Source organism: Streptococcus sp. ACS2, assembly GCF_000525585.1.
Lineage (GTDB): Bacteria > Bacillota > Bacilli > Lactobacillales > Streptococcaceae > Streptococcus.
In genome coordinates, this window is record NZ_JALT01000042.1 from 1 (window position 1) to 22028 (window position 22028).

The window sequence follows — 22028 nt, forward strand, 5'->3', positions numbered from 1 at the left end:
GGCTACCTTAGCATAGGTAATCTGACCAAGTTTAGAGGCATCCGCTAGAACATAGGCTTTTTGCGCATTAGCTATAACCGTCCGTTTGATAACTGCCTCTTCCATGTCTGGTGTGGTGAAATAATTAGCATCAACGCCATTAGCACCAATGAAAGCACAATCAAAATTCAGTTGTCTAATTTGCTCTTGAGCAGTACTTCCAATAGAAGCATCCGTTGAATGTTTAACCTTTCCTCCAACAATCCTAGTGCTAACACCGAGATCTACCAGCTTAACCGCATGATGGATAGAATTAGTCACAACCGTTACCTGACGATTGGCCAAATGTGGAATCAAAAGTTCATTTGTTGTACTAGCCTCAAGAAAGACGACATCACCTTCCTTAATCAAATCGGCAGCATAACCAGCTAACTGAGCCTTTTCTTGAACGTTTCTAATAGCTTTTTGACTATTGGCAATTTCTTCCTTTAGACCATGAATGCTTTCGGCACCGCCATGAACACGTTTAAGTTGGCCATCTGCCGCTAACTCGTCCAAGTCGCGACGAATCGTCGACTCGGAAGTATCACTTAACAAAACAGTTAGGTTTTCCAAAGTGACAAAACCATCTTGTTTCAACTGAGACAAGATAATCTGCTTACGTTCAGACTTTAGCATAATCTCTCCTTCTGTAATCGTTTACAAAATCTATTATACTAAATTTTTAATAACTGTCAACTAGAAACAGTCAAAAAAAATCAAAACATTTCATTATAAAATACTTATCTACCAAAATGACGCAATTTGATAAGAAAGTTCTTACATTTTCAAAAAGAATCCCCCTTTCAGTATGAAGGGCAAAATAAAAAAGCCTTTCGGCTCTCTTATCTTATTTGGCATAGTCAACCGCACGGAATTCACGAATGACTGTAACCTTAATATTTCCTGGGTAATCCAAATTCTTCTCAATTTGTTCACGTACCTTGTGAGACAAGATCGTAACTTCATCATCCGAGATTTTGTTTGGATGAACCATAATACGAATTTCACGACCAGCTTGAAGGGCGAAGCTTGTTTGAACACCGTCAAAGCTTGATGCAATTTCTTCCAAATCACGAAGGCGTTTGACATAATTCTCAACAGATTCATTACGAGCCCCTGGACGAGCCGAACTCAAAGCATCTGCTGCAGCTACAATAACTGCAATAACGCTCTCAGGTTCTACATCGCCATGGTGGCTGGCAATGGCATTGACCACAACTGGATGTTCTTTGTACTTACGTGCAAACTCTGCACCAATCTCTACGTGGCTACCTTCGACTTCTTTGTCAATGGCTTTCCCCATATCGTGAAGGAATCCAGCACGACGAGCAAGGGCAACATTTTCACCCAATTCACCAGCCATGATACCTGCTAATTTACCAACTTCAACTGAGTGACGAAGGACGTTTTGACCATACGACGTACGGAACTGCAAGCGTCCCATAATCTTAATCAAATCAGGATGAAGATTCATAGCGCCAATTTCGTAGGCTGCTTCCTCACCATATTCACGGATACGGTTATCCATTTCCTGACGACTCTTCTCAACCAACTCTTCAATACGAGCTGGATGGATGCGTCCATCCTTAATCAAGGCTTCGAGAGTCATACGTGCAATTTCACGACGAACTGGATCAAAACCAGAAAGGACAACCACTTCTGGAGTGTCATCAATAATAACGTCAATACCTGTTAGACTTTCAAGCGTACGGATGTTACGCCCCTCACGTCCAATGATACGACCTTTCATATTGTCATCTGGAAGGTGAACAGTAGTTACTGTTTGTTCAGTAACATAATCTCCAGCCAAGCGTTGCATAGCTTGAGCCAACACGTTTTTGGCTTTCTTATCAACAGTATCTTTAACCTGTGCTTCCGCATCTTTGATACGTGTTGCAATCTCATGAGTCAGATTATTCTCAGTCTCCGTTAAGATTACCTCACGCGCCTCTGCAATGGTCATCTGACCAACACGTTCAAGTTCAGCTTGCTTCTCAGCCTCTAACTGAGTCACATTCTCTTCACGCTCATTAAGATGTTTAGATTTGTCAGCAAGACTCTGCTCTTTCTTCTCGAGGGCAAGTTCTTTACTTGATAGATTTTCATCCTTACGATCAAGGCTGGTTGCACGTTCTGTTAAACGATTTTCCATTTGTTTAAGCTCTTGACGTTCAGATTTGAATTCTTTTTCAATATCTTCTCGATATTTTCTAGCTTCTTCTTTTGCTTCTAACAAGAACTCTTTACGTTGAGCCTTACTTTCGCGTTCAGCAGTCACACGCAGATGATCTGCATCATGTTCCGCCTGACTGCGAAGGTTCACAGCGTCTTGTTCTGCCTTTAGCAAGGTAGTTTCTGCTTGCTCCTTAGCTTTGCTAAGTTTAATAGAAATTGCTAAATATCCAACGACTAAACCAATGAGTGCAAAGACAACTAAAATTATCATGTTTATCATGTCTTTACCTCAACTTTTCTAAGGTTTCCCTAAAGAAAACCGTCTTCTAGTGTATCATATTTATAGCGATTTCTCAAATAAATACTAGAACTTTAAACTGCTTTTGTGGTATCATAACTCTATTAGAATAGGGAGGTATTACCATGCCAAAAGACGTTACTGTTGAAAGTTTTGAACTTGATCACACTATTGTAAAAGCACCTTATGTCCGTCTTATTTCAGAGGAAGTAGGACCTAAAGGAGATATCATCACAAACTTCGATATCCGTTTGATTCAACCCAATGAAAATAGTATTGACACAGGTGGTCTTCATACTATCGAACACCTACTCGCTAAACTAATCCGTCAACGTATCGATGGACTTATTGATTGCTCACCATTTGGTTGCCGTACAGGTTTCCATATGATTATGTGGGGTAAACAAGAGCCTACAGAAATTGCCAAAGTTATCAAATCTAGTCTTGAAGCTATTGCTAACGAGATTACATGGGAAGATGTTCCAGGAACTACCATTGAATCTTGTGGTAACTACAAGGATCACAGTCTTCATTCAGCTAAGGAATGGGCTAAACTTATCCTTGAACAAGGTATTTCAGACCAAGCCTTCGAACGTCATACCGTTTAAAAAAACATTGGGATATATCCCAATGTTTTTTAGTATTTTCTAAAACGTTGATAACGCGCTTCAAGTAAGTCTTCTGTTGATAATTGACTCAATTCTGCCAACTCATCTACGATTGCTGTCTTAATTGCTTCAATAATTTCACTTGTAAAGTAACCACGTTCTGGGATAACCTTATCAACGATTCCCATGTTAAGCAACTCACCTGATGTAATCTTCATCAACTCTGCCGCCTCTTCTGAACGTGAGCCGTCTTTCCAGAGGATAGTTGCAAATCCTTCAGGACTCAAGATAGAATAGATGGTATTTTCAAGCATCCAAACCTTATCGGCTACTGCCAAGGCAAGAGCTCCTCCCGAACCACCTTCACCAATGATAATGGCAATAATTGGCACCTTAAGGTCGCTCATTTCCATAAGGTTACGCGCAATTGCCTCACCTTGTCCACGTTCCTCTGCCCCAACACCAGGATAAGCACCTGCAGTATTGATAAAGGTAACGACTGGACGACCAAACTTTTCAGCCTGTTTCATGAGGCGAAGAGCCTTACGATAACCCTCTGGATGAGGTTGGCCAAAGTTACGATTGAGGTTATCTTGTAGGTTTCTACCTTTTTGGATACCCACTACAGTAACCGCTTGGCCATTTAAACGACCAATACCACCAATAATGGCACCGTCGTCACGGAAATTACGGTCGCCATGAAGTTCGATAAAGTCATCGAAGATTCCTTGGGCAAAGTCCAAAGCAGTTAAACGGCCTTGGTCACGCGCTTCTTTTAAAATACGTGCTACGTCGCTCATTGAACACCTCCATGGAATGATAAGAGTGTGGCAATGGTATCAGCCAACTCTGTACGTTTAACAATGGCATCAACAAAACCATGTTCTTGAAGGAACTCAGCCTTTTGAAAATCATCTGGCAAAGTTTCGCGAACTGTGTTTTCAATGACACGACGACCTGCAAAACCAATCAAGGTTTGTGGCTCAGCTAAAATGATATCACCTTCCATGGCGAAACTTGCTGTAACCCCACCAGTTGTTGGATCTGTCAATACAGTCAAATACAACAAGCCAGCATTCGAATGACGTTTTACCGCAGCTGAAATCTTAGCCATTTGCATCAAACTCATGATTCCTTCTTGCATACGGGCCCCACCAGATGCTGTAAAAATAACAACTGGAAGTTTTTCCTCAATCGCATGTTCAAAGAGTTTAGTGATTTTCTCACCAACAACAGTTCCCATTGAAGCCATAATAAAGTTAGAATCCATAATGGCCAAGGCTGTTCTTTGCCCCTTGATAGTTGCAACACCAGTCACGACAGCTTCATCAAGACCAGTTTTTTCCTTAGTCACTGCTAGTTTCTCCATATAACCTGGAAAATTCAATGGATTTTTAGTTTTAATGCCTGTAAACAGTTCTTGGAAAGATCCCTCATCAACTGTTAAATCGAGACGTTCTTTAGCGGAAATACGGAAGGTATAAGAACAATTTGGACAAATTTTAGCTTGTCCCAAGTCCTTTTGATAAATAGCTTGTTTACAACCAGGACATTTTGCAAAAAGTTCATCTGGAACTTCTGGCACTTGGTGATCAATCCCATTACGTACAGAACGGTTAGGATTGATACGGATATACTTTTCTTTTCGATCAAATAATCCCATAAACTCTATTCCTCACGATTCTGATAAGCTGGTAGGAAGGTCTCCATCAAGAAGGAAGTATCATAATCCCCAGCGATAACGCTACGATCTGAAATCAAATCCAACTGGAAGTCAGCATTAGTCACAACACCATCAATTTCGAGCTCGTAAAGAGCACGTTGCATCTTCATGAGTGCCTCAAATCGATTTTCTCCATGAACAATGATTTTGGCAATCATTGAATCATAGTAAGGTGGAATAGTATAGCCAGGATAGACTGCACTGTCTACACGGAGACCAACACCTCCACTAGGTAGGTAGAGATTACTAATTTTCCCTGGACTAGGTGCAAAGTTGAACTTAGGATTTTCTGCATTGATACGACACTCAATAGCATGTCCCTTGATTTCAATATCATCTTGGGTCACAGAGAGTTTTTCACCTGCGGCAATACGGATTTGTTCTTTAACAATATCCACACCACTTACAAATTCTGTAACTGGGTGCTCAACTTGAACACGGGTGTTCATTTCCATAAAGTAGAACTGACCTGTTTTCTCATCAAGAAGGAACTCGATAGTACCCGCATTTTCATAATTAACAGCCTTAGCGGCACGGACAGCCGCTGAACCAATTTCGTGACGAAGTGTCTTACCAATAGCAACTGACGGTGATTCTTCCAAAACCTTTTGGTTATTACGTTGAAGAGAGCAATCACGCTCACCTAGGTGAACAATATTACCATAGCTATCTCCCAAAATTTGAACCTCGATATGACGAGCTGGGTAAATAACTTTTTCAATATACATCGCCCCATTACCAAAGGCTGCTTTAGCTTCTTGTGACGCAGATTCGAAGGCAGGAGCTAACTCTTCTTCAGTGTTAACCTTACGAATCCCCTTACCGCCACCACCAGCAGAAGCCTTAAGCATTACTGGGTAACCAAGACGGTTGGCAACCTCTAAAGCCTCCTCAGCTGTAAAGACTTCACCATCTGAACCAGGAATTACAGGGACATTAGCCTTAATCATTTCAGCACGGGCATTGATTTTATCACCCATCTTGTCCATGACTTCGCCTGAAGGACCAATAAATTTGATGTTCATTTCTTCACAGAGAGTGGCAAATTTAGAGTTTTCACTCAAGAAACCAAACCCTGGGTGAATAGCTTGAGCCTCAGTCACAATAGCAGCTGATAGGACACGATTCATATTTAAATAAGAATCCGTTGATTTTGCAGGCCCGATACAAATAGCTTCATCAGCAAGCATAGTATGGAGAGAATCCTTATCTGCTTCAGAATAAATAGCAACCGTTTGGATACCCAATTCACGCGCTGCACGGATAATACGCACTGCAATTTCACCACGATTGGCAATCAATAATTTTTTAAACATAAAACAAGATAACATCAGACATTTTTTGATAGTCTGTGTTGATTTCCTTTCTATGTGATAGACCAATGTCTAAAGAAAAATCCTTTCCGACTGTCGCCAGAAGGATTTTCACACAACATTAGCTTCCAATAGCAAAAGTCAAAGTACCTGATGCAGCAAGTTTACCATCGACTTCAGCCTTAGCTTCAACAACAGCAATTGTTCCACGACGCTTAACAAACTTAGCTGTCATAACAAGTTGGTCACCAGGAACCACTTGTTTTTTAAATTTAACCTTATCCATACCTGCGTAAAAGACTAATTTGCCCTTATTTTCAGGTTTAGACAATTCAAGAACACCAGCTGTTTGCGCAAGAGCTTCCATGATAAGAACGCCAGGCATAACTGGGTATTGAGGAAAATGTCCATTAAAGAAAGGTTCATTGATCGTTACATTTTTAATAGCTGTGATTTCGTCTTCTGAAACTTCTAGCACACGGTCAACCAAAAGCATTGGATAACGGTGTGGTAAAGCTTCACGAATAGCATTAATATCAATTGTCATTTGATGCGTACCAATCCTTTTCCATAGTCAACAACTTCTTCATTCGCTACCAAGATCTCAGTAATAACACCATCTTTAGGCGCTGGCACTTCATTCATAACCTTCATCGCTTCAACGATAAGAAGAGTTTGACCTTTCTTAACAGTGTCGCCAACAGAAACAAAGGCTGGTTTTTCAGGTGATGGAGACAAGTAAGCCACACCGACAAGTGGACTTTCAACCACTTCTCCTTCAGCAGCTTGAGCTGGTGCAGAAGCTTCTTCAACTGGTGTTGCTGGAGTTTCAACAGCAGCAGGTGCTGCTACTGGAGCAACCGGAGCCTGAGGAGCTGGCGCAACTACTTCAACTGTAGGAGCTACTGGGGCAGCTGTTACTGAACTTGTTTGATTTTTGCTCAAGTTCAATTCTTCACCATTGTTTTTGTATGAAAATTCACGCAAAGTTGATGCATCAAATTGAGCCAACAAATCTTTGATTTCAGAAATATTCATGAATTAAGCCTCCCAACGTTTAAAGGCAAGAACAGCATTGTGTCCACCAAAACCGAAAGTATTTGAAATTGCGTACTCAATATCAGCTTCTTGACCTTCACCATAAACAACATTAGCTTCGATGTAGTCAGACAATTCTTTTGTACCAGCAGTTTTTGGTACATAGCTATGACGAATAGCTTCGATTGTTGCAATAGCCTCAACCGCACCAGCAGCACCTAGCAAGTGACCTGTAAATGATTTAGTAGATGAAACTGGAACATCTTTACCAAGTACAGAAACAATGGCACCACTTTCACCCTTTTCATTAGCAGGTGTTGATGTCCCGTGAGCATTGACATAATCAACATCTTCAGGTTTGATACCAGCTTCATTGATAGCCAATTTAATTGCTTTAGCAGCACCTGAACCGTCTGGAGTTGGTGTTGTCATGTGGTAGGCATCACAGTTTGATCCGTAACCAACAATCTCAGCCAAGATGTTAGCACCACGTTTTTGGGCATGTTCCAAGCTTTCGATAACGAGAACCCCTGCACCTTCACCCATAACAAAACCATTACGGTCTTTATCAAATGGAATTGATGAACGTTCTGGATCCTCTGTTGTTGAAAGTGCTGTAAGAGCATTGAAACCACCAATACCAATCTTAGTGATTGAAGCTTCAGCACCACCAGCCAAGACAACATCATGCAAACCGAATTTAATTTCACGGAAGGCTTCACCGATTGCATCATTGGCAGAGGCACAAGCAGTCGTCACTGATTTACATACCCCTTGAGCACCAATTTTAAGAGCAATGTTACCAGCACCCATGTTTGAAAGTGCTTTAGGGATAAACATTGGTTTGATACGTTTCATCCCACGTTCGTGCATACGAATGATTTGATCTTCAAGTTCTTGAAGACCACCGATACCAGATGACACGATGACACCAACACGATCACGATCTTCTTCTTCCATGTTAAGTCCTGAATTTTCAAGAGCTTCCATAGCAGCATAAATCGCATAAAGTGAGTAAGTGTCCATACGGTTAGTATCTTTTTTCACAAAGTACTTATCGAACGGGAAATCTTGGATTTCACCAGCGTTAAAGACTGGAATTTCAGAAGCATCGAACTTCGTAATTGGTTTGATACCAATTTTACCGTCATGAAGACTGTTCCAAAATTCTTCTGGTGTATTACCGATTGGTGAGGTTACGCCGTAACCTGTAACAACAACACGATTTGTAGACATATATATTCTCCTTTTGTCGGATGGATATTCTAGTAAATGATTTTTTATATTGACATTCAATTATTGCATGGTCATACCACCATCAATAGCGATGGTTTGACCTGTGAGATATTCTTGACTAGCCAAGAATGCTGCAACTTCAGCCACTTCTTCTGCTTGACCAATACGTTTCATTGGCACTTGAGCAATCATAGCATCTTTCATTTTCTCTGGAATAGCGTCAGTCATATCTGATTCAATGAAACCAGGAGCAATAGCATTGACACGGACACCACGAGCCGCAACTTCACGCGCCACTGATTTTGTAAAACCAATCAAACCAGCTTTTGAAGCCGCATAGTTAGCTTGACCAATATTCCCCATGAGACCTACAACAGATGACATATTGATGATGGCACCTTGACGAGCCTTAGACATTGGTTTTAAGACAGCCTGTGTCATATTGAAAGCACCAGTCAAGTTGATTTTCAAGACACGTTCAAAATCTTCTTCACTCATCTTCAACATCAACTTATCGTTAGTGATCCCAGCATTATTAACTAGAACATCAACACTACCAAGCTTTTCAATAGCTTCAGCTACCATACGTTTAGCATCTTCACCGTTAGAAATATCACCTGAGATACCTACAACAGTTACACCATAATCTGCAAACTGTGCAAGCAAGTCCTCAGAGATTTCAGAACGTCCATTTAAAACAACATTGGCACCAAGACTAGCAAATTTGTGTGCCACAGCTAATCCAATTCCACGTGTTGAACCTGTTACAAAAACATTTTTATTCTTAAGTTCCATGTTTACCTCGTTTTAAGCATTAAGAAGGGCATCAAGACTAGCTTGATCTTCAACATTATGAGTTGGTAAGGTTTTATCAATTTTCTTCAAGAAGCCTGACAAGACTTTTCCTGGACCAATCTCAATTACTTCATCTACACCAAATTCTTGGATAGTGGCAATCGAATCATAAAAACGTACAGGTTCCATCACCTGACGAGCCAAAAGTGCTTTGACGTCTTCTGACTTCATGATTTGAGCCTCAGTATTACCTACTAAAGGAAGCGTAAAGTCCTTGAATGACACTTTCTCAAGTTCTGCTGCCAATTTTTGACTAGCTGATTCAAGTAAAGCTGTATGGAACGGCCCTGAAACATTAAGAGGAATCAGACGTTTAGCACCAGCTTCTTTAAGCAATTCCACAGCATAATCAACAGCCTCAACTTCACCACCAATAACAATTTGTGCTGGAGTATTATAGTTAGCAGGCGTTACTACACCCTTTTCAGATGCTTTTTGACAGATTTCTTCAATCAAACTTGGATCTGTATTCATGACAGCAACCATTTTCCCACTTCCAGCAGGAGCAGCTGTTTCCATGAATTCTCCACGTTTAGCAACCAAGGCTACCGCATCCTCAAATGAGAGTGCTCCGGCCGCAACTAGGGCAGAATATTCACCCAAAGAGAGACCGGCAACAATATCAGGAGTGATACCATTTTCTGCCAAAAGGCGATAAATGGCTACTGACGTTGTCAAAATAGCTGGTTGAGTATAGCGTGTCTGATTAAGTTTTTCTTCGTTAGAATCAATCAATTCACGCAAATCATAACCTAGAATACGACTAGCCGTATCAAATGTCTCTTTGACAACGGGATAAGTCGCATACAAATCGCTCGCCATGCCCAATTTCTGAGCCCCTTGACCAGCAAATAAGAACGCACGTTTTGTCACTATCCTAATCCTTTCGACGTTTTTAGACGTTTACATCTGCCCAACGAGCAGCTTCTTCTTTAATCACCTTGGCAGCACCTGTGTATAGGTCTTCCAAGATTTCTGCACATGTTTCTTCTTTACGAACAAGACCTGCAATTTGTCCAGCCATAACTGAACCATATTCCACATCTCCATCAACAACCGCGTTACGAAGGGCACCTGCACCAAGCTCTTCAATTTCCTCTTGAGTCTTCTTACCAGCCAAGAAATCTTTTTCAGCTTGGTTATATTCAGTAGCCAATTTATTCTTAATCGCACGAACTGGGTGTCCAACAACTGAGGCTGAAATAACAGTATCAATATCTTTAGCCTTCAAAATCTTATCTTTGAAGTTTTGGTGTGCATTAGATTCTTTAGCAACAGCGAAACGCGTACCAACCTGAACGGCTTCTGCTCCAAGCATAAGAACAGCAGCCATACCACGTCCATCAGCAACACCACCAGCTCCAATAACTGGGATAGATACCGCATCAGCAACTTGGCGAACAAGTGCCATAGTTGACAATTTACCGATGTGACCACCAGCTTCCATACCTTCTGCGACAACAGCATCTGCTCCAAGTTTTTCCATACGTTTAGCAAGTGCTACCGATGGAATAACTGGGATTACTGTAATTCCAGCTTCGTGGAAACGCTCCATATATTTACCTGGGTTTCCGGCTCCTGTTGTAACAACCTTAACGCCCTCTTCGATAACGAGGTCGACGATGTCATCTGCAAATGGTGACAAAAGCATGATATTAACACCGAATGGTTTGTCAGTGATTTGTTTTACTCTATCAATGTTAGCTTTTACCACTTCTTTAGGGGCATTACCACCACCAATAATTCCGAGTCCACCAGCATTTGAAACGGCTCCTGCCAAGTCGCCATCAGCAACCCAGGCCATACCACCTTGGAAGATTGGATATTTAATTCCTAACAGTTCTGTAATACGAGATTTCATTTTGCACCTTTTTTCGATTTTCTAATCAAATAAATAGTTTAATAATCAAAGTAATTGTATAAACAAAGGAGAATATCCCAAATAAGAATATTCTCTATGCCCTGCTTATTTAGTTTTTTCTTCTACGTAAGCAACAAGGTCACCAACAGTGTTAAGACCTTCTTCAGTTTCGATTTGGATATCGAACTCATCTTCGATTTCTGAGATAACTTGGAACACGTCAAGTGAGTCAGCGTCAAGTTCGTCAAAAGTAGTTTCTACTTTTACTTCTTCTGCATCTTTCCCAAGTTCTTCAACGATGATTTCTTGTACTTTTTCAAATACTGCCATTTTAATTTCTCCTTTAAGATAAATATATTTCTTATAATCTATGCTGGTGCATAATTTATATAACTAGATTTTAACAATAAGACTGCCCCATGTCAAACCCCCACCAAAACCTGATAAGAGAATTGTTTGACCGCTGTCTAATTTTAAGGTCCCATTCGCCACGTTTTCAGAAAGCAGAATTGGGATACTTGCCGCACTGGTATTACCATAAGACATCATGTTTGCCAAGAATTTGTCACGACTGACATCAATTTTCTTAGCCATAATATCCAAAATACGAATGTTAGCTTGATGAAGAAGGAAGTAATCAGGCTCACCTTTTTCTTCAACCAAGGCCTTAATACTCTTTGAAACCGTCTTAACGGCAAAATCAAAGATTGCTTTCCCATCCATTTGCATATAGGGATTAGGCTGATCAGACTCATCTGAATAAGGCGAGATAACTGCAGAGGCTCCTGACTCAAGACCACCCTTGCTACCATCGGTATTTAAAGATTCTCCCAAGAAATGTTCTTCATCAGTTTCTTCCAAGAGGACCCCGCCAGCACCATCTCCAAAGAGGACAGCTGTTGTACGGTCAGACCAGTCTAATGTTTTAGAAAGGACTTCAGCACCAATGACTAGACCTCTTTTGTAGACACCTGACTTAATCAATTTTTCTGCGGTTGCCAGGGCAAAGACAAACCCACTACATGCCGCAGTAATATCAAAAGCAAAGGCATTGACTGCTCCAATTGTTCCTTGAACACGCGCTGCCACTGACGGCATCGAGCTATCAGGAGAAATCGTTGCAACTAAAACAAAGTCTAGCTCCTCAGGAGCTAATCCTGATTTTTCTAATAGCTGATGAGCAACATTGGTAGCTAAATCACTCGTATTCTCATTCAATGAGATGCGACGTTCCTGAATACCGGTACGTGAGCGAATCCACTCATCGCTAGTATCCATGATTTTTGATAGGTCATCATTAGTCACGACCTGAGCAGGTGCATAATGGGCAACCTGACTAATTTTTGCAAATGCCATTATTTCAACTCCTCAAGAAATGCGTGGAGATTTTCCAATCCCTTGCTCATAACCTTCAATTCCTCGTCGTTAAAGCCTTCTGTAATCCTCATCACCATTGATTTATGAAAACGACGGTGAAGACGATATACCAAACGACCCTTTTTAGAAAGCGAAAGATGGACCACACGACGGTCAACTGATGAACGCGTACGGACAATATAACCTTTCTTTTCAAGTTTATTGAGAGATGTTGTTACAGTACCAAGAGTTAGCATGAGTTCTTTAGCTACTGCACTTGGTGTCGTATCTGGATGTGTACCGATCACATCAATGGTATGCATTTCCTTGAGGGAAACATCGTTAAACTTTGAATTCTTTAAACTTGCTTCTTCGATAATAACTACGTTATTAAAAATATCAACAAGATAGCCATCAATTTTGTCGTAATTCACACCAGACTCCTTTCAATAAAACTTTGACTTTCAAATTATATCAGACTCAAACTAATTTCGCAAGCCCGATTAAAAAACTTTAGTTTTTCTTTTAGAAAATGTGGCTATTTCCCTTGGAATTTAGGTCGACGACGCTCACTATAAGCACGTACCCCTTCTTTGAAGTCTTCTGTGAAAGCAAGAGATTTTTGCAAGTCAAGTTCCAACTTAGCGTAATTTTCCCATCCTGCAAATTCAGATTCCCAAACCATTTCTTTAATGGCTTTAAAGGAATTCACTGAAGAGCGGTTCAATTTTTTAATCAATTGACTCACAGTTTTTTCAAGTTTTTCTGACTCAACAACTTTGTAGGCGATTCCCCAGTCCAAAGCTTTTTCAGCTGATACTGGCTCTCCTGTCATTGTAATTTGAGTCGCACGGTTAATACCGATTGAACGTGTCAAAAGGTAGAGACCTCCAGCGTCAGGTGCCAAACCAACACCTACAAAAGCTTGGATGAATTTAGCTTTATCAGATGCAATCGTAAAGTCTGCTGCAACAGCTAAGTTAGCTGCAGCACCTGCACATGGTCCATCAACTACCATGATGACTGGCTTAGGCAATTTTTTAAGAGCAAAAGAAATTTCATTTACCTGCTCAGCAATACGAACCAAAGACTGTACATCATCTACAGCAACCGCTTTTTGCATTTGATCAAGGTCACCACCAACAGAAAAGACTTTTCCATTAGCATTGATTACCAAGAATTTTACTGACGCATCTTGTTTAGCTTGCTCAATTGCAGCCATAATCTCATCACAAACTGGAATATTAAATCCATTTTGCACTTCTGGACGATTAAGTGTTAAAGTTGCTACTCCATCTTCAACACTATAAAGAATTGTTTCGTAAGCCATTTTTTGCATTCCTCCGATAACTAGTTCCTATATGAAAACCGTATGTTCTTTATATTTTTATCACAATTTTATTTGATGAATAGATAATTTGATTATCAAATCATTCATCGTTAATTTCTAGTATACCATAGTCCATCTAAAGGTCAACAGAAACTTAGAGTTTTTTAATTTGATATATCAAAACACCGAGTTCTACAACTAACTCGGTGTCTCTTCTATTTTAATAAATCTAAAACATCTATAAGCTTATCCAACAAACCTTTGGCTGCACCTTGATCCATGCCAAAACGATTATCTTTAATGGCCCAAACCTCAACACCTGCAGCAACTCCAGCAGCAATACCCTTCTCGCTATCTTCGATAATCAGCGCCTGATTTGCTTCCACATTCAAATGCTTTAAGGCTGTCAGATAAATCTCTGGATTGGGTTTACTCTCTTTAAATTCTTCTCCTGAGAGAACCACATCAAAGAAACCATCCAAATGATTTTCCTCCAAAGCTCTAAGGATATCTGCCTTCACGGAGCTAGAAGCCAAACCTATTTTCAACCCTCGAGATTTCACTTCATTCAAGACTTTCAAAACATCAGGAAAGATTAATTCTTTATAGGGTAAGGGGTTGTCTTGTTTATAGGCATTATACTCTTCTTGTAAAGTTGGCACATCCCAGTTATCATAGTCATCCCTGAGAATATTTTCCCAAACTTGCTTGGTATTTCCACCTATGAAGAAAGACGGGGGTAAATGGTCGATTGAAATTCCCTTTTGAGCTAAGAAACTTGCACGTCGATCATAATAATATTTTTCAGTGTCAAAAAGGACACCATCCATATCAAAAATAATTGCCTCTACCACGGGATATCCTCCTCTTTCTTACTTTATTGTACCATAATCATTCTAAATCTTACTCGCTTTTAAAAACAATGTGACAAATTGTCAGAATTTTGCTATAATTGTAGAGTAATTTAAAATTTTTGGAGTAACTATGAAAGTCATCAAATTCGGTGGAAGCTCACTTGCTTCAGCCACACAATTAGAAAAAGTCTTAAACATTGTAAAATCTGACCCTGAACGTCGCTTTGTCGTTGTCTCTGCCCCAGGTAAACGTAACGATGAAGATACCAAAGTCACAGATGCCTTGATTAAATACTATAAACACTACACAAAGGGTGTTGATGTCAAAGCTGACCAAGAATGGATTATTAACCGCTACCAAGCTATGGTCGATGAGCTAGGCTTCAAATCAACAGAAATGGCGAAGATTGCCAAATCTATCAACGATCTTGCCACTCTTCCGATTGAAGATAATGATTTCCTTTATGATACTTTCCTAGCTGCAGGGGAAGATAATAACGCAAAATTGATTGCTGAATATTTCCGTAATAACGGTATTGAAGCACGTTACGTTCACCCTCGCCAAGCTGGTATTTTTGTCTCAAGCGAACCTGGAAATGCTCGTATCCTTCCAGGAGCTTATGACAAGTTGGAAGAGCTTCGCGAATCAGATGAGGTTCTTGTAATCCCTGGTTTCTTCGGTGTTACCCCTGATAATCAAATTTGTACTTTCTCACGTGGAGGCTCTGATATCACTGGTTCTATCGTTGCAGCTGGAGTTAAGGCAGATTTATATGAAAACTTCACAGATGTAGATGGTATTTTCGCAGCCCATCCTGGTGTCGTTCATGAACCACATTCAATTCCAGAGTTGACTTACAAGGAAATGCGTGAATTGGCATATGCTGGCTTCTCAGTTCTTCATGACGAAGCCCTTCTCCCTGCCTACCGTGGTAAAATTCCACTCGTTATTAAAAATACAAATAACCCAGACCACCCAGGCACACGCATTATTCTTGAACACAAGGGTGCAACTGTTCCTGTCGTTGGTATCGCGAGTGATGATAAATTCGTCAGCATCAATATGACCAAATACCTCATGAACCGTGAAGTTGGTTTTGGACGTAAGGTCCTCCAAATTTTGGAAGATTTAAACATCCGTTGGGAACACATGCCCTCTGGAATCGATGACCTCTCAATCATTATTCGAGAACGTGAACTTACCCCAATCAAAGAACAAGAAATTCTTTCATACTTGACTCGTGAACTCGGTGTTGATGAAGTTGAAATTGAACATGGCCTTTCAATCCTCATGATTGTTGGTGAAAATATGAAAGACCACATCGGTGTTACAGCGACAGCGGCTAAAGCGCTCTCTGAAAAACATATTAACCTAGAAATGATTTCTCAAGGTTCTAGTGAGGTTTCTGTTATGTTTGTAATTGAAACTGAGCAAGAAAAAGCAGCTGTCAGAGCTCTTTACGATGCTTTTTTCCGTAGTGGTGACTAATCTAAAAACCTATCTCCTTCAAGGGATAGGTTTTTTCTTTATGAGAAAAACTAAGCCAGCTCTTATGATATCTACTCCAATAGCTAATTCATTGATCAATTATGCATAGCTATTGCTAACCAAAAAACACTAACTTTCGTTAGTGCTTTTTTTACAAGATATTTTCGTAACTTTCACGAACGGCATCTGGCCAAACTGAAGTTTGAACCTCACCAATATGTTTCTTACGAAGCAAGAACATAGCCATACGTGACTGACCAATACCTCCACCAATTGTTAGTGGGAAAAGGCCATGTAACAAGGCTTGGTGCCAATCCAATTTCAAACGATCTTGGTCGCCAGTAATTTCAACCTGACGTTTAAGGGCATCTTCATCAACACGAATACCCATTGATGACAATTCAAAGGCATGTCCTAATTGTTCATTCCAAACCAAGATATCCCCATTCAAACCATGGTAACCATTCTCAGACTCAGTTGTCCAGTCATCATAGTCAGGTGCACGACCATCATGTGGTTTTCCATCAGGAAGAACACCACCGATACCAATCAAGAATACAGCACCATATTCCTTAGTAATAGCATCTTCACGCTCTTTTGGTGTCAAATCAGGGTACTTCTCAACAAGTTCTTCTGAATGGATGAAGGTAATTTTCTTAGGTAAAATAGCTTCAATATCGTAACGTGCTTCAACTGCTAGCTCAGTCAAACGAATAACCTTATAAATGGTTTCAACAGTTTCTTTCAAGTAAGCGATATTACGATGTCCGTCAGGAATAACTTTTTCCCAGTCCCATTGGTCAACGTAAACAGAGTGCGTTGCATCCAATGAATCTTCATCTGGACGAAGAGCCTTCATATTAACCACGAGCCCTTCACCTTCATTGAAACCAAAACGAGCCAAAGTATGGCGTTTCCATTTTGCTAATGAGTGAACAACTTCGTATGTTGCGTCAGGAATCTGAAGCACATTAACAGTTACAGGATTTTCAATACCGCTCAAATTATCCTGCATACCATCCCCGACCTTACTCAAAATAGGCCCTTGCACTTCAACGACGTCAAGTTTATCAATCAAATACTGTGTAAAAGTATTCTTCACAAAAGAAATTTCCTCTTGTTGATGAATGAAGCTCTTTTTCATACGCTCCTCCTTTAAAAAATCGATAAGCCTATTATACTCCTATTTTTCAGAAAAATAAAGAAATTTTCCAACAATTTGGAAAATTTCTTGTTTTTTATGTTAGGTTTTATCACATTTTCTTAGTCAGCTTCACAACTGCTTCTGTTCGAGCTGTATGAGGAAACATGTCTACTGACTGAATATAATTAACATCATAAACTTTAGCCAAAGAAACTAGGTCTCTAGCCAAAGTAGATACATTACATGAAACATAAACCATTTTTTCAGGAGTGTAGGCCAGTATCGTTTTAAGTAGCTTATCATCTAAACCAGTTCTAGGTGGATCCACAATAAGAGCATCTGTTCGATAGCCTTCCTTGTACCAACGAGGAATAATATCCTCAGCCTTACCCACCTCATAGTGAGCATTCTCCAACCCAAGTGATTTAGCATTCTTTCTAGCATCCTCAATAGACTCTGGAATAATATCCATACCTCGAATACTCTTTACCTTATTTGCAAAAGCAAGTCCAATAGTACCAACCCCACAATAAGCATCAATAAGGTGTTCAGCCTTACCTACATCCAAAGCTTCAACGGCCTGACCATAGAGTACCTCTGTTTGTTGAGGATTCAACTGGTAAAATGCACGAGGAGAGAGAGCAAAGTTATAGTCCAGTACCTCTTCTTGAATAGTGTCTTGCCCCCAAAGAATTTCCGTCTCTTGACCATAAATCTCACTGGACTTCGAATAATTATAATTGACAGCAATTGTTACAATTTCTGGAAAACTTTCCGTCAATTCCTTAACTAATTTAGTGAAAGAAACTGATTTAGAGGTTACAAAAATCAACTGGACCTGATTTGAACCCAAAGCACGTCGTATCATAACAGTACGAATTCCAGCAATTTTACGCTCATTATAAATTGGCAACCTGTATTTATCTAACAAATTTGTCACCTTATTCATGATGACTTGAGTTAGCTCATCCTGAACTAGGCAATCATCAATATTAATGAGGCGATGACTCCCTTCCGCAAATAAACCAGCTTTGACTGAACCACCAAAAGAACGGGTTTGAAATTGTAGTTTAGCTCGGTAATGTTGTGGTTGCTCCATCCCTATTGTTGGACGAATGTCATATGACTCAAAATTAGCCGGTTTAAACTTCTTCAAGGCTTGTCCTAATAAGTCAGTTTTAAACTCTAATTGCTTATCATAACGAAGATGCATTAACTGGCAACCGCCACAGTCTTCATAAATACTACATGCAGGTTCAACACGAAACTTAGAAGGCTTATTAATCTTTAATAATTTTGCCTGAACAAAGTTTCTCTTAACAGAAACAACCTGACAGAATACTTCTTCACCCTTCAAAGCCCCTGGCACAAAAACTAGAGTTTTCTTATAAAAACCAATGCCTTCGCCATTGATTCCCATGCGTTTTATCTTAAGCGGGATACGCTGTTTCACTTGTAAATTCATACTACCATTCTAACATTTTGATATAATAATAACTATGAAAATCACAAAAATCGAGAAGAAAAAGAGACTTTATCTCCTTGAGATAGACAAAAAAGAGAGTCTCTACGTTACAGAAGATACCATCGTTAAATACATGTTGACAAAAGAAATGATACTGGACAAAGATCAACTAGAGAATATTAAATCCTTTGCCCAGTTCTCGCATGGTAAAAACTTAGCCCTCTATTTTATTTCATTTAAACAACGTACTGAGAAAGAGGTAAAAGATTACCTTTTTAAACATGAAATAAACCCTCATATAATTCCAAAAATTATTGATAATCTAAAAAGAGATCACTGGATTGATGATTACAAACTCCTAGAAAGTCTAGCTCAACAAAATCTGAATTCAGGCGATAAAGGAGCCTATGTGCTGAAGCAAAAATGGCTTCAAAAAGGTTGTAACAAACAGATCATTGACGATGTTTTAAGTCAATTTGATTTCTCAGAAATAGCCATTAGAGTAGCTTCAAAACTGTTACGAAAATATCAGGGAAAACTACCATCTAAAGCCCTAAAAGATAAATTAACTCAAAGCCTTATCAATAAAGGTTTTTCATTTCAAGAAAGTAAACTAGCAATCGATCATCTAGAACTTGAAGCAGATGAAGAAATTGAACAAGCTCTCCTTTATAAAGAAATAGATAAGCAATATCAAAAATTTAGTAAAAAATACGACGGTTATGAACTTAAACAGCGCTTGACACAATCTTTAGCCAGAAAAGGTTATGACTTTGATGCCATAGCATCCGCTCTAAGAGAATATTTATAGGAATTCCCCCCTCTTTTCACAAAATTATGATACAATAGTGGGGATAACCCTTATTGTAGAAAGAGGACGCCATGAAATTACCAAAAGAAGGCGACTTTATCACAATTCAAAGTTATAAGCATGATGGTAGTTTGCACCGTACTTGGCGCGATACTATGGTACTAAAGACAACTGAGAATGCTGTTATTGGCGTTAACGACCACACCCTCGTTACTGAAGCAGACGGAAGACGATGGGTAACACGTGAACCTGCTATTGTTTATTTCCACAAAAAATACTGGTTTAATATTATAGCCATGATTAGGAATAACGGCATTTCCTACTACTGCAATTTAGCTAGTCCATATATTTTGGACCAAGAAGCACTAAAATATATTGACTACGACCTAGATGTCAAAGTCTTCGCTGATGGTGAAAAAAAATTGCTAGATGTAGATGAGTATGAAACACATAAAAAAGAAATGCATTACTCTCCTGATATTGACTATATCTTAAAGGAACATGTTAAAATCTTGGTAGATTGGATTAACAATGGTAAGGGGCCATTTTCACAATCTTATGTTAACATCTGGTACAAACGTTATCTTGAACTAAGGAATCGTTAAAGTTGTCATAAAAAAGACTAGTAATAATACTAGTCTTTTTTTGCACTAAAAACGAATGCTTCGGAATCTAAGTCCATATTCAAAAGATAACGCCCTTCTTCTACTTGAACAAGATACCCTAATAATACTAAAGCATCGACAAAAATATTCCTCCTCTTTTGAAGTACATATTGCTTCCTTATGTATTTTAATAGAAAAGTCGTTACATGTTTCAAAAAGTATTCAGGATTAACATCCCCTAATATGTCATATAATCTATTCTGCTCTTCAGATAATGGTAGATTTTCTCTTAATTTATAGAAATAATTTGAAATCGTAAGTTCGTCTCTCGTGATACCCGTTTGTTCGATAATAACAACATCATTAGTAGAATTAGATATCTTAGTAACAAAACTACGATTTAATAGTTCTAAATAACAAGAAGAATTATCATTAATAAAAAAATGCTGGTCTAAGTCAATTTTAGAAGAATCCGACACAAGACTAATTAATAAACGGTAACGTTTCTCAAATCGTTCAATATAGCCTGCTTTTACAAACTCCTCAATTAATTTATCTATATTCTTTTGAAAAGGAAACTCCCTTTTTATTGCTCTCAGGGTCACAGGCTGATTAAGATATAGATAATTCACTATTTCCATAAAAAAAGCTTGCTTACATAGTTTGTTTGGGTTAAATTGTATTATCATAAGAAGTATTATACCATTAATCAGACAACTAAAAAAAGGCCTGACGGCCTAATTTTATGCATTAAAGCTTTCAGTCAACTGTGGTACTACTTGTTTCTTACGAGAAACAGCTCCTTCAAGGAAAGCATGATTATTTTCTAAAACAAAATCAAAAGCATTTTCAACTTTATCAGTGTTTGAACCAAGTGCAAGAATCTCTGAATTTGAATTAAGAATATCAGTAATCATTAAGACAAAGTCAGAGTATCCATTGCTTTTAATTGAGTTATTAATAGCTTCCTCGATTTCCTCTTGACGAGAAAGAACATCGGCAATATCAACTGTATTAACTTGTGCAACACGAACTTGATTGCTATTCAATTCGAAAGTTTTGGCATCAATATCAATAAGTTCTTCAGCAGATTTAGAAGAAAGATTAGTACCAGCTTTAAGCATAGCAAGTCCATATTCTTCCAAATTAACTCCAGCAATTTCTGCAAGTTCAGCTGCTACTGCAGGATCTGAAGCATGTGTAGTTGGAGATTTAAGGAGAAGAGTATCCGAAATCAAACCTGACAAAAGCAAACCAGCCACTTCCTTAGGAACTTCAACATTGTTTTCTTTGAACATACGATAAACAATTGAAGAAGCTGATCCAACAGGTTCCAATCGCATCATTAATGGATTAGCGGTTTCAAAGTTAGCCACACGGTGATGGTCTACTACCTCAATAACCTCAACATCCTTAATATCTGAAATAGATTGTTGAAACTCATTATGATCTGTAAGAATTACTTGATTAACTCCCTCTGACAAAGCTGTTTCAACAACTCGTGGTGCCTCAACACCAAAATAATCAAGAACGAAAGCTGTTTCTTCGTTAGGAGTACCTAAAGCAACAGCTTCAGCATCAACACCAAGTTGACGTTTCAAATAAGCATATCCATAAGAAGACCCGATTGCATCAGAATCAGGGTTTTGATGACCAAAAACAAAAACTTTAGACATAAATTCACCTCAAAAATAGTATTATAAGCTATTATAACATATAAAAAAAAGAAACAAAATAAAAAGAGTAACCTAAGTCACTCAAAAATATAGTCCGTACGGGATTCGAACCCGTGTTACCGCCGTGAAAAGGCGGTGTCTTAACCCCTTGACCAACGGACCATAATCTG

Annotated in this window: 24 protein-coding genes and 1 tRNA gene; 4 read left to right on the plus strand and 21 right to left on the minus strand. The window is 39.1% G+C overall.

The window, feature by feature from the left end; genetic code table 11:
* Positions 1 to 657 (minus strand): DeoR/GlpR family DNA-binding transcription regulator (locus HMPREF1517_RS08925; RefSeq protein ID WP_037601394.1); only part of this gene is annotated, 657 nt, incomplete at its 3' end.
* 211 nt (positions 658 to 868) lie between these two features.
* Positions 869 to 2476, minus strand: a complete 1608-nt coding sequence (locus HMPREF1517_RS08930; protein WP_002885478.1) for a ribonuclease Y — start codon at positions 2474 to 2476, stop codon at positions 869 to 871.
* A 143-nt stretch (positions 2477 to 2619) separates the two neighbouring features.
* On the opposite strand from HMPREF1517_RS08930, the gene HMPREF1517_RS08935 reads away from it, so the two are divergent.
* On the plus strand, positions 2620 to 3102 hold the full coding sequence (locus tag HMPREF1517_RS08935; RefSeq protein ID WP_037601397.1) for an S-ribosylhomocysteine lyase: 483 nt from the start codon (positions 2620 to 2622) through the stop codon (positions 3100 to 3102).
* Between the two features lie 29 nt (positions 3103 to 3131).
* Here the strand turns inward: HMPREF1517_RS08935 and HMPREF1517_RS08940 are convergent, their stop codons facing one another.
* The 14 genes from HMPREF1517_RS08940 to HMPREF1517_RS09005 all read right to left on the minus strand — a co-directional run bounded on the left by HMPREF1517_RS08940 (position 3132) and on the right by HMPREF1517_RS09005 (position 14668).
* Entirely contained in the window at positions 3132 to 3902 is a 771-nt protein-coding gene (locus tag HMPREF1517_RS08940) for an acetyl-CoA carboxylase carboxyl transferase subunit alpha (RefSeq protein WP_002886662.1), read from the minus strand.
* A complete protein-coding gene (gene accD / locus HMPREF1517_RS08945) occupies positions 3899 to 4765 on the minus strand; it encodes an acetyl-CoA carboxylase, carboxyltransferase subunit beta (protein ID WP_037601400.1) in 867 nt (288 codons plus the stop codon). The genes HMPREF1517_RS08940 and accD overlap by 4 nt, the downstream gene beginning before the upstream one ends.
* A 5-nt stretch (positions 4766 to 4770) precedes the next feature.
* Positions 4771 to 6141 carry an acetyl-CoA carboxylase biotin carboxylase subunit gene (locus HMPREF1517_RS08950; protein WP_002886659.1) on the minus strand — a complete coding sequence of 457 codons (1371 nt, stop codon included), beginning with the start codon at positions 6139 to 6141 and terminating at the stop codon, positions 4771 to 4773.
* Between the two features lie 118 nt (positions 6142 to 6259).
* Positions 6260 to 6685 carry a 3-hydroxyacyl-ACP dehydratase FabZ gene (gene fabZ / locus HMPREF1517_RS08955; RefSeq protein WP_002885470.1) on the minus strand — a complete coding sequence of 142 codons (426 nt, stop codon included), beginning with the start codon at positions 6683 to 6685 and terminating at the stop codon, positions 6260 to 6262.
* Positions 6682 to 7176, minus strand: coding sequence for an acetyl-CoA carboxylase biotin carboxyl carrier protein (gene accB, locus HMPREF1517_RS08960; protein WP_002885548.1), 495 nt, complete (start codon positions 7174 to 7176; stop codon positions 6682 to 6684). The genes fabZ and accB overlap by 4 nt, the downstream gene beginning before the upstream one ends.
* 3 nt (positions 7177 to 7179) lie before the next feature.
* The gene (gene fabF, locus HMPREF1517_RS08965; RefSeq protein WP_002885574.1) at positions 7180 to 8412 is read right to left on the minus strand and encodes a beta-ketoacyl-ACP synthase II; all 1233 of its coding nucleotides are present in this window, start codon (positions 8410 to 8412) and stop codon (positions 7180 to 7182) included.
* A 60-nt stretch (positions 8413 to 8472) separates the two neighbouring features.
* Entirely contained in the window at positions 8473 to 9207 is a 735-nt protein-coding gene (gene fabG, locus HMPREF1517_RS08970) for a 3-oxoacyl-[acyl-carrier-protein] reductase (RefSeq protein ID WP_002886656.1), read from the minus strand.
* Positions 9208 to 9219: 12 nt separating this feature from the next.
* A complete protein-coding gene (fabD, locus tag HMPREF1517_RS08975) occupies positions 9220 to 10140 on the minus strand; it encodes an ACP S-malonyltransferase (protein ID WP_002886655.1) in 921 nt (306 codons plus the stop codon).
* A gap of 22 nt (positions 10141 to 10162) precedes the next feature.
* Positions 10163 to 11128, minus strand: a complete 966-nt coding sequence (gene fabK, locus HMPREF1517_RS08980) for an enoyl-[acyl-carrier-protein] reductase FabK (protein ID WP_037601404.1) — start codon at positions 11126 to 11128, stop codon at positions 10163 to 10165.
* A gap of 105 nt (positions 11129 to 11233) precedes the next feature.
* Complete coding sequence (locus HMPREF1517_RS08985) at positions 11234 to 11458, minus strand: acyl carrier protein (RefSeq protein ID WP_002885495.1); 225 nt, start codon at positions 11456 to 11458, stop codon at positions 11234 to 11236.
* Positions 11459 to 11521: 63 nt separating this feature from the next.
* Complete coding sequence (locus tag HMPREF1517_RS08990; protein ID WP_037601407.1) at positions 11522 to 12484, minus strand: beta-ketoacyl-ACP synthase III; 963 nt, start codon at positions 12482 to 12484, stop codon at positions 11522 to 11524.
* Positions 12484 to 12918, minus strand: coding sequence for a fatty acid biosynthesis transcriptional regulator FabT (gene fabT / locus HMPREF1517_RS08995; RefSeq protein WP_002885562.1), 435 nt, complete (start codon positions 12916 to 12918; stop codon positions 12484 to 12486). The genes HMPREF1517_RS08990 and fabT overlap by 1 nt, the downstream gene beginning before the upstream one ends.
* 104 nt (positions 12919 to 13022) lie before the next feature.
* Positions 13023 to 13814, minus strand: coding sequence for an enoyl-CoA hydratase (locus HMPREF1517_RS09000; RefSeq protein WP_037601410.1), 792 nt, complete (start codon positions 13812 to 13814; stop codon positions 13023 to 13025).
* A gap of 215 nt (positions 13815 to 14029) precedes the next feature.
* The gene (locus HMPREF1517_RS09005) at positions 14030 to 14668 is read right to left on the minus strand and encodes an HAD family hydrolase (protein WP_037601412.1); all 639 of its coding nucleotides are present in this window, start codon (positions 14666 to 14668) and stop codon (positions 14030 to 14032) included.
* A gap of 130 nt (positions 14669 to 14798) precedes the next feature.
* On the opposite strand from HMPREF1517_RS09005, the gene HMPREF1517_RS09010 reads away from it, so the two are divergent.
* Positions 14799 to 16157, plus strand: coding sequence for an aspartate kinase (locus tag HMPREF1517_RS09010; RefSeq protein WP_037601415.1), 1359 nt, complete (start codon positions 14799 to 14801; stop codon positions 16155 to 16157).
* A gap of 151 nt (positions 16158 to 16308) precedes the next feature.
* Here HMPREF1517_RS09010 and asnA read toward each other — a convergent pair whose 3' ends face one another.
* A complete protein-coding gene (gene asnA / locus HMPREF1517_RS09015; protein WP_014633569.1) occupies positions 16309 to 17301 on the minus strand; it encodes an aspartate--ammonia ligase in 993 nt (330 codons plus the stop codon).
* A gap of 109 nt (positions 17302 to 17410) precedes the next feature.
* Positions 17411 to 18766, minus strand: a complete 1356-nt coding sequence (gene rlmD, locus HMPREF1517_RS09020; RefSeq protein ID WP_037601418.1) for a 23S rRNA (uracil(1939)-C(5))-methyltransferase RlmD — start codon at positions 18764 to 18766, stop codon at positions 17411 to 17413.
* A 34-nt stretch (positions 18767 to 18800) separates the two neighbouring features.
* Here rlmD and recX point away from each other — a divergent pair, with 34 nt between their 5' ends.
* Positions 18801 to 19577, plus strand: a complete 777-nt coding sequence (recX, locus tag HMPREF1517_RS09025; RefSeq protein WP_037601420.1) for a recombination regulator RecX — start codon at positions 18801 to 18803, stop codon at positions 19575 to 19577.
* A 71-nt stretch (positions 19578 to 19648) separates the two neighbouring features.
* Positions 19649 to 20182: a nucleoside tri-diphosphate phosphatase gene (gene ntdP / locus HMPREF1517_RS09030; RefSeq protein ID WP_037601423.1), complete on the plus strand. Its 534-nt coding sequence runs from the start codon at positions 19649 to 19651 to the stop codon at positions 20180 to 20182.
* Between the two features lie 29 nt (positions 20183 to 20211).
* Here ntdP and HMPREF1517_RS09035 read toward each other — a convergent pair whose 3' ends face one another.
* From HMPREF1517_RS09035 to HMPREF1517_RS09045, 3 genes are all read right to left on the minus strand, one after another.
* On the minus strand, positions 20212 to 20871 hold the full coding sequence (locus HMPREF1517_RS09035) for a DUF1803 domain-containing protein (RefSeq protein WP_037601426.1): 660 nt from the start codon (positions 20869 to 20871) through the stop codon (positions 20212 to 20214).
* Positions 20872 to 20925: 54 nt separating this feature from the next.
* Positions 20926 to 21858, minus strand: coding sequence for a manganese-dependent inorganic pyrophosphatase (locus HMPREF1517_RS09040; RefSeq protein ID WP_037601429.1), 933 nt, complete (start codon positions 21856 to 21858; stop codon positions 20926 to 20928).
* 90 nt (positions 21859 to 21948) lie between these two features.
* Positions 21949 to 22020, minus strand: a tRNA-Glu gene (locus HMPREF1517_RS09045).
* Positions 22021 to 22028: the final 8 nt, after the last annotated feature.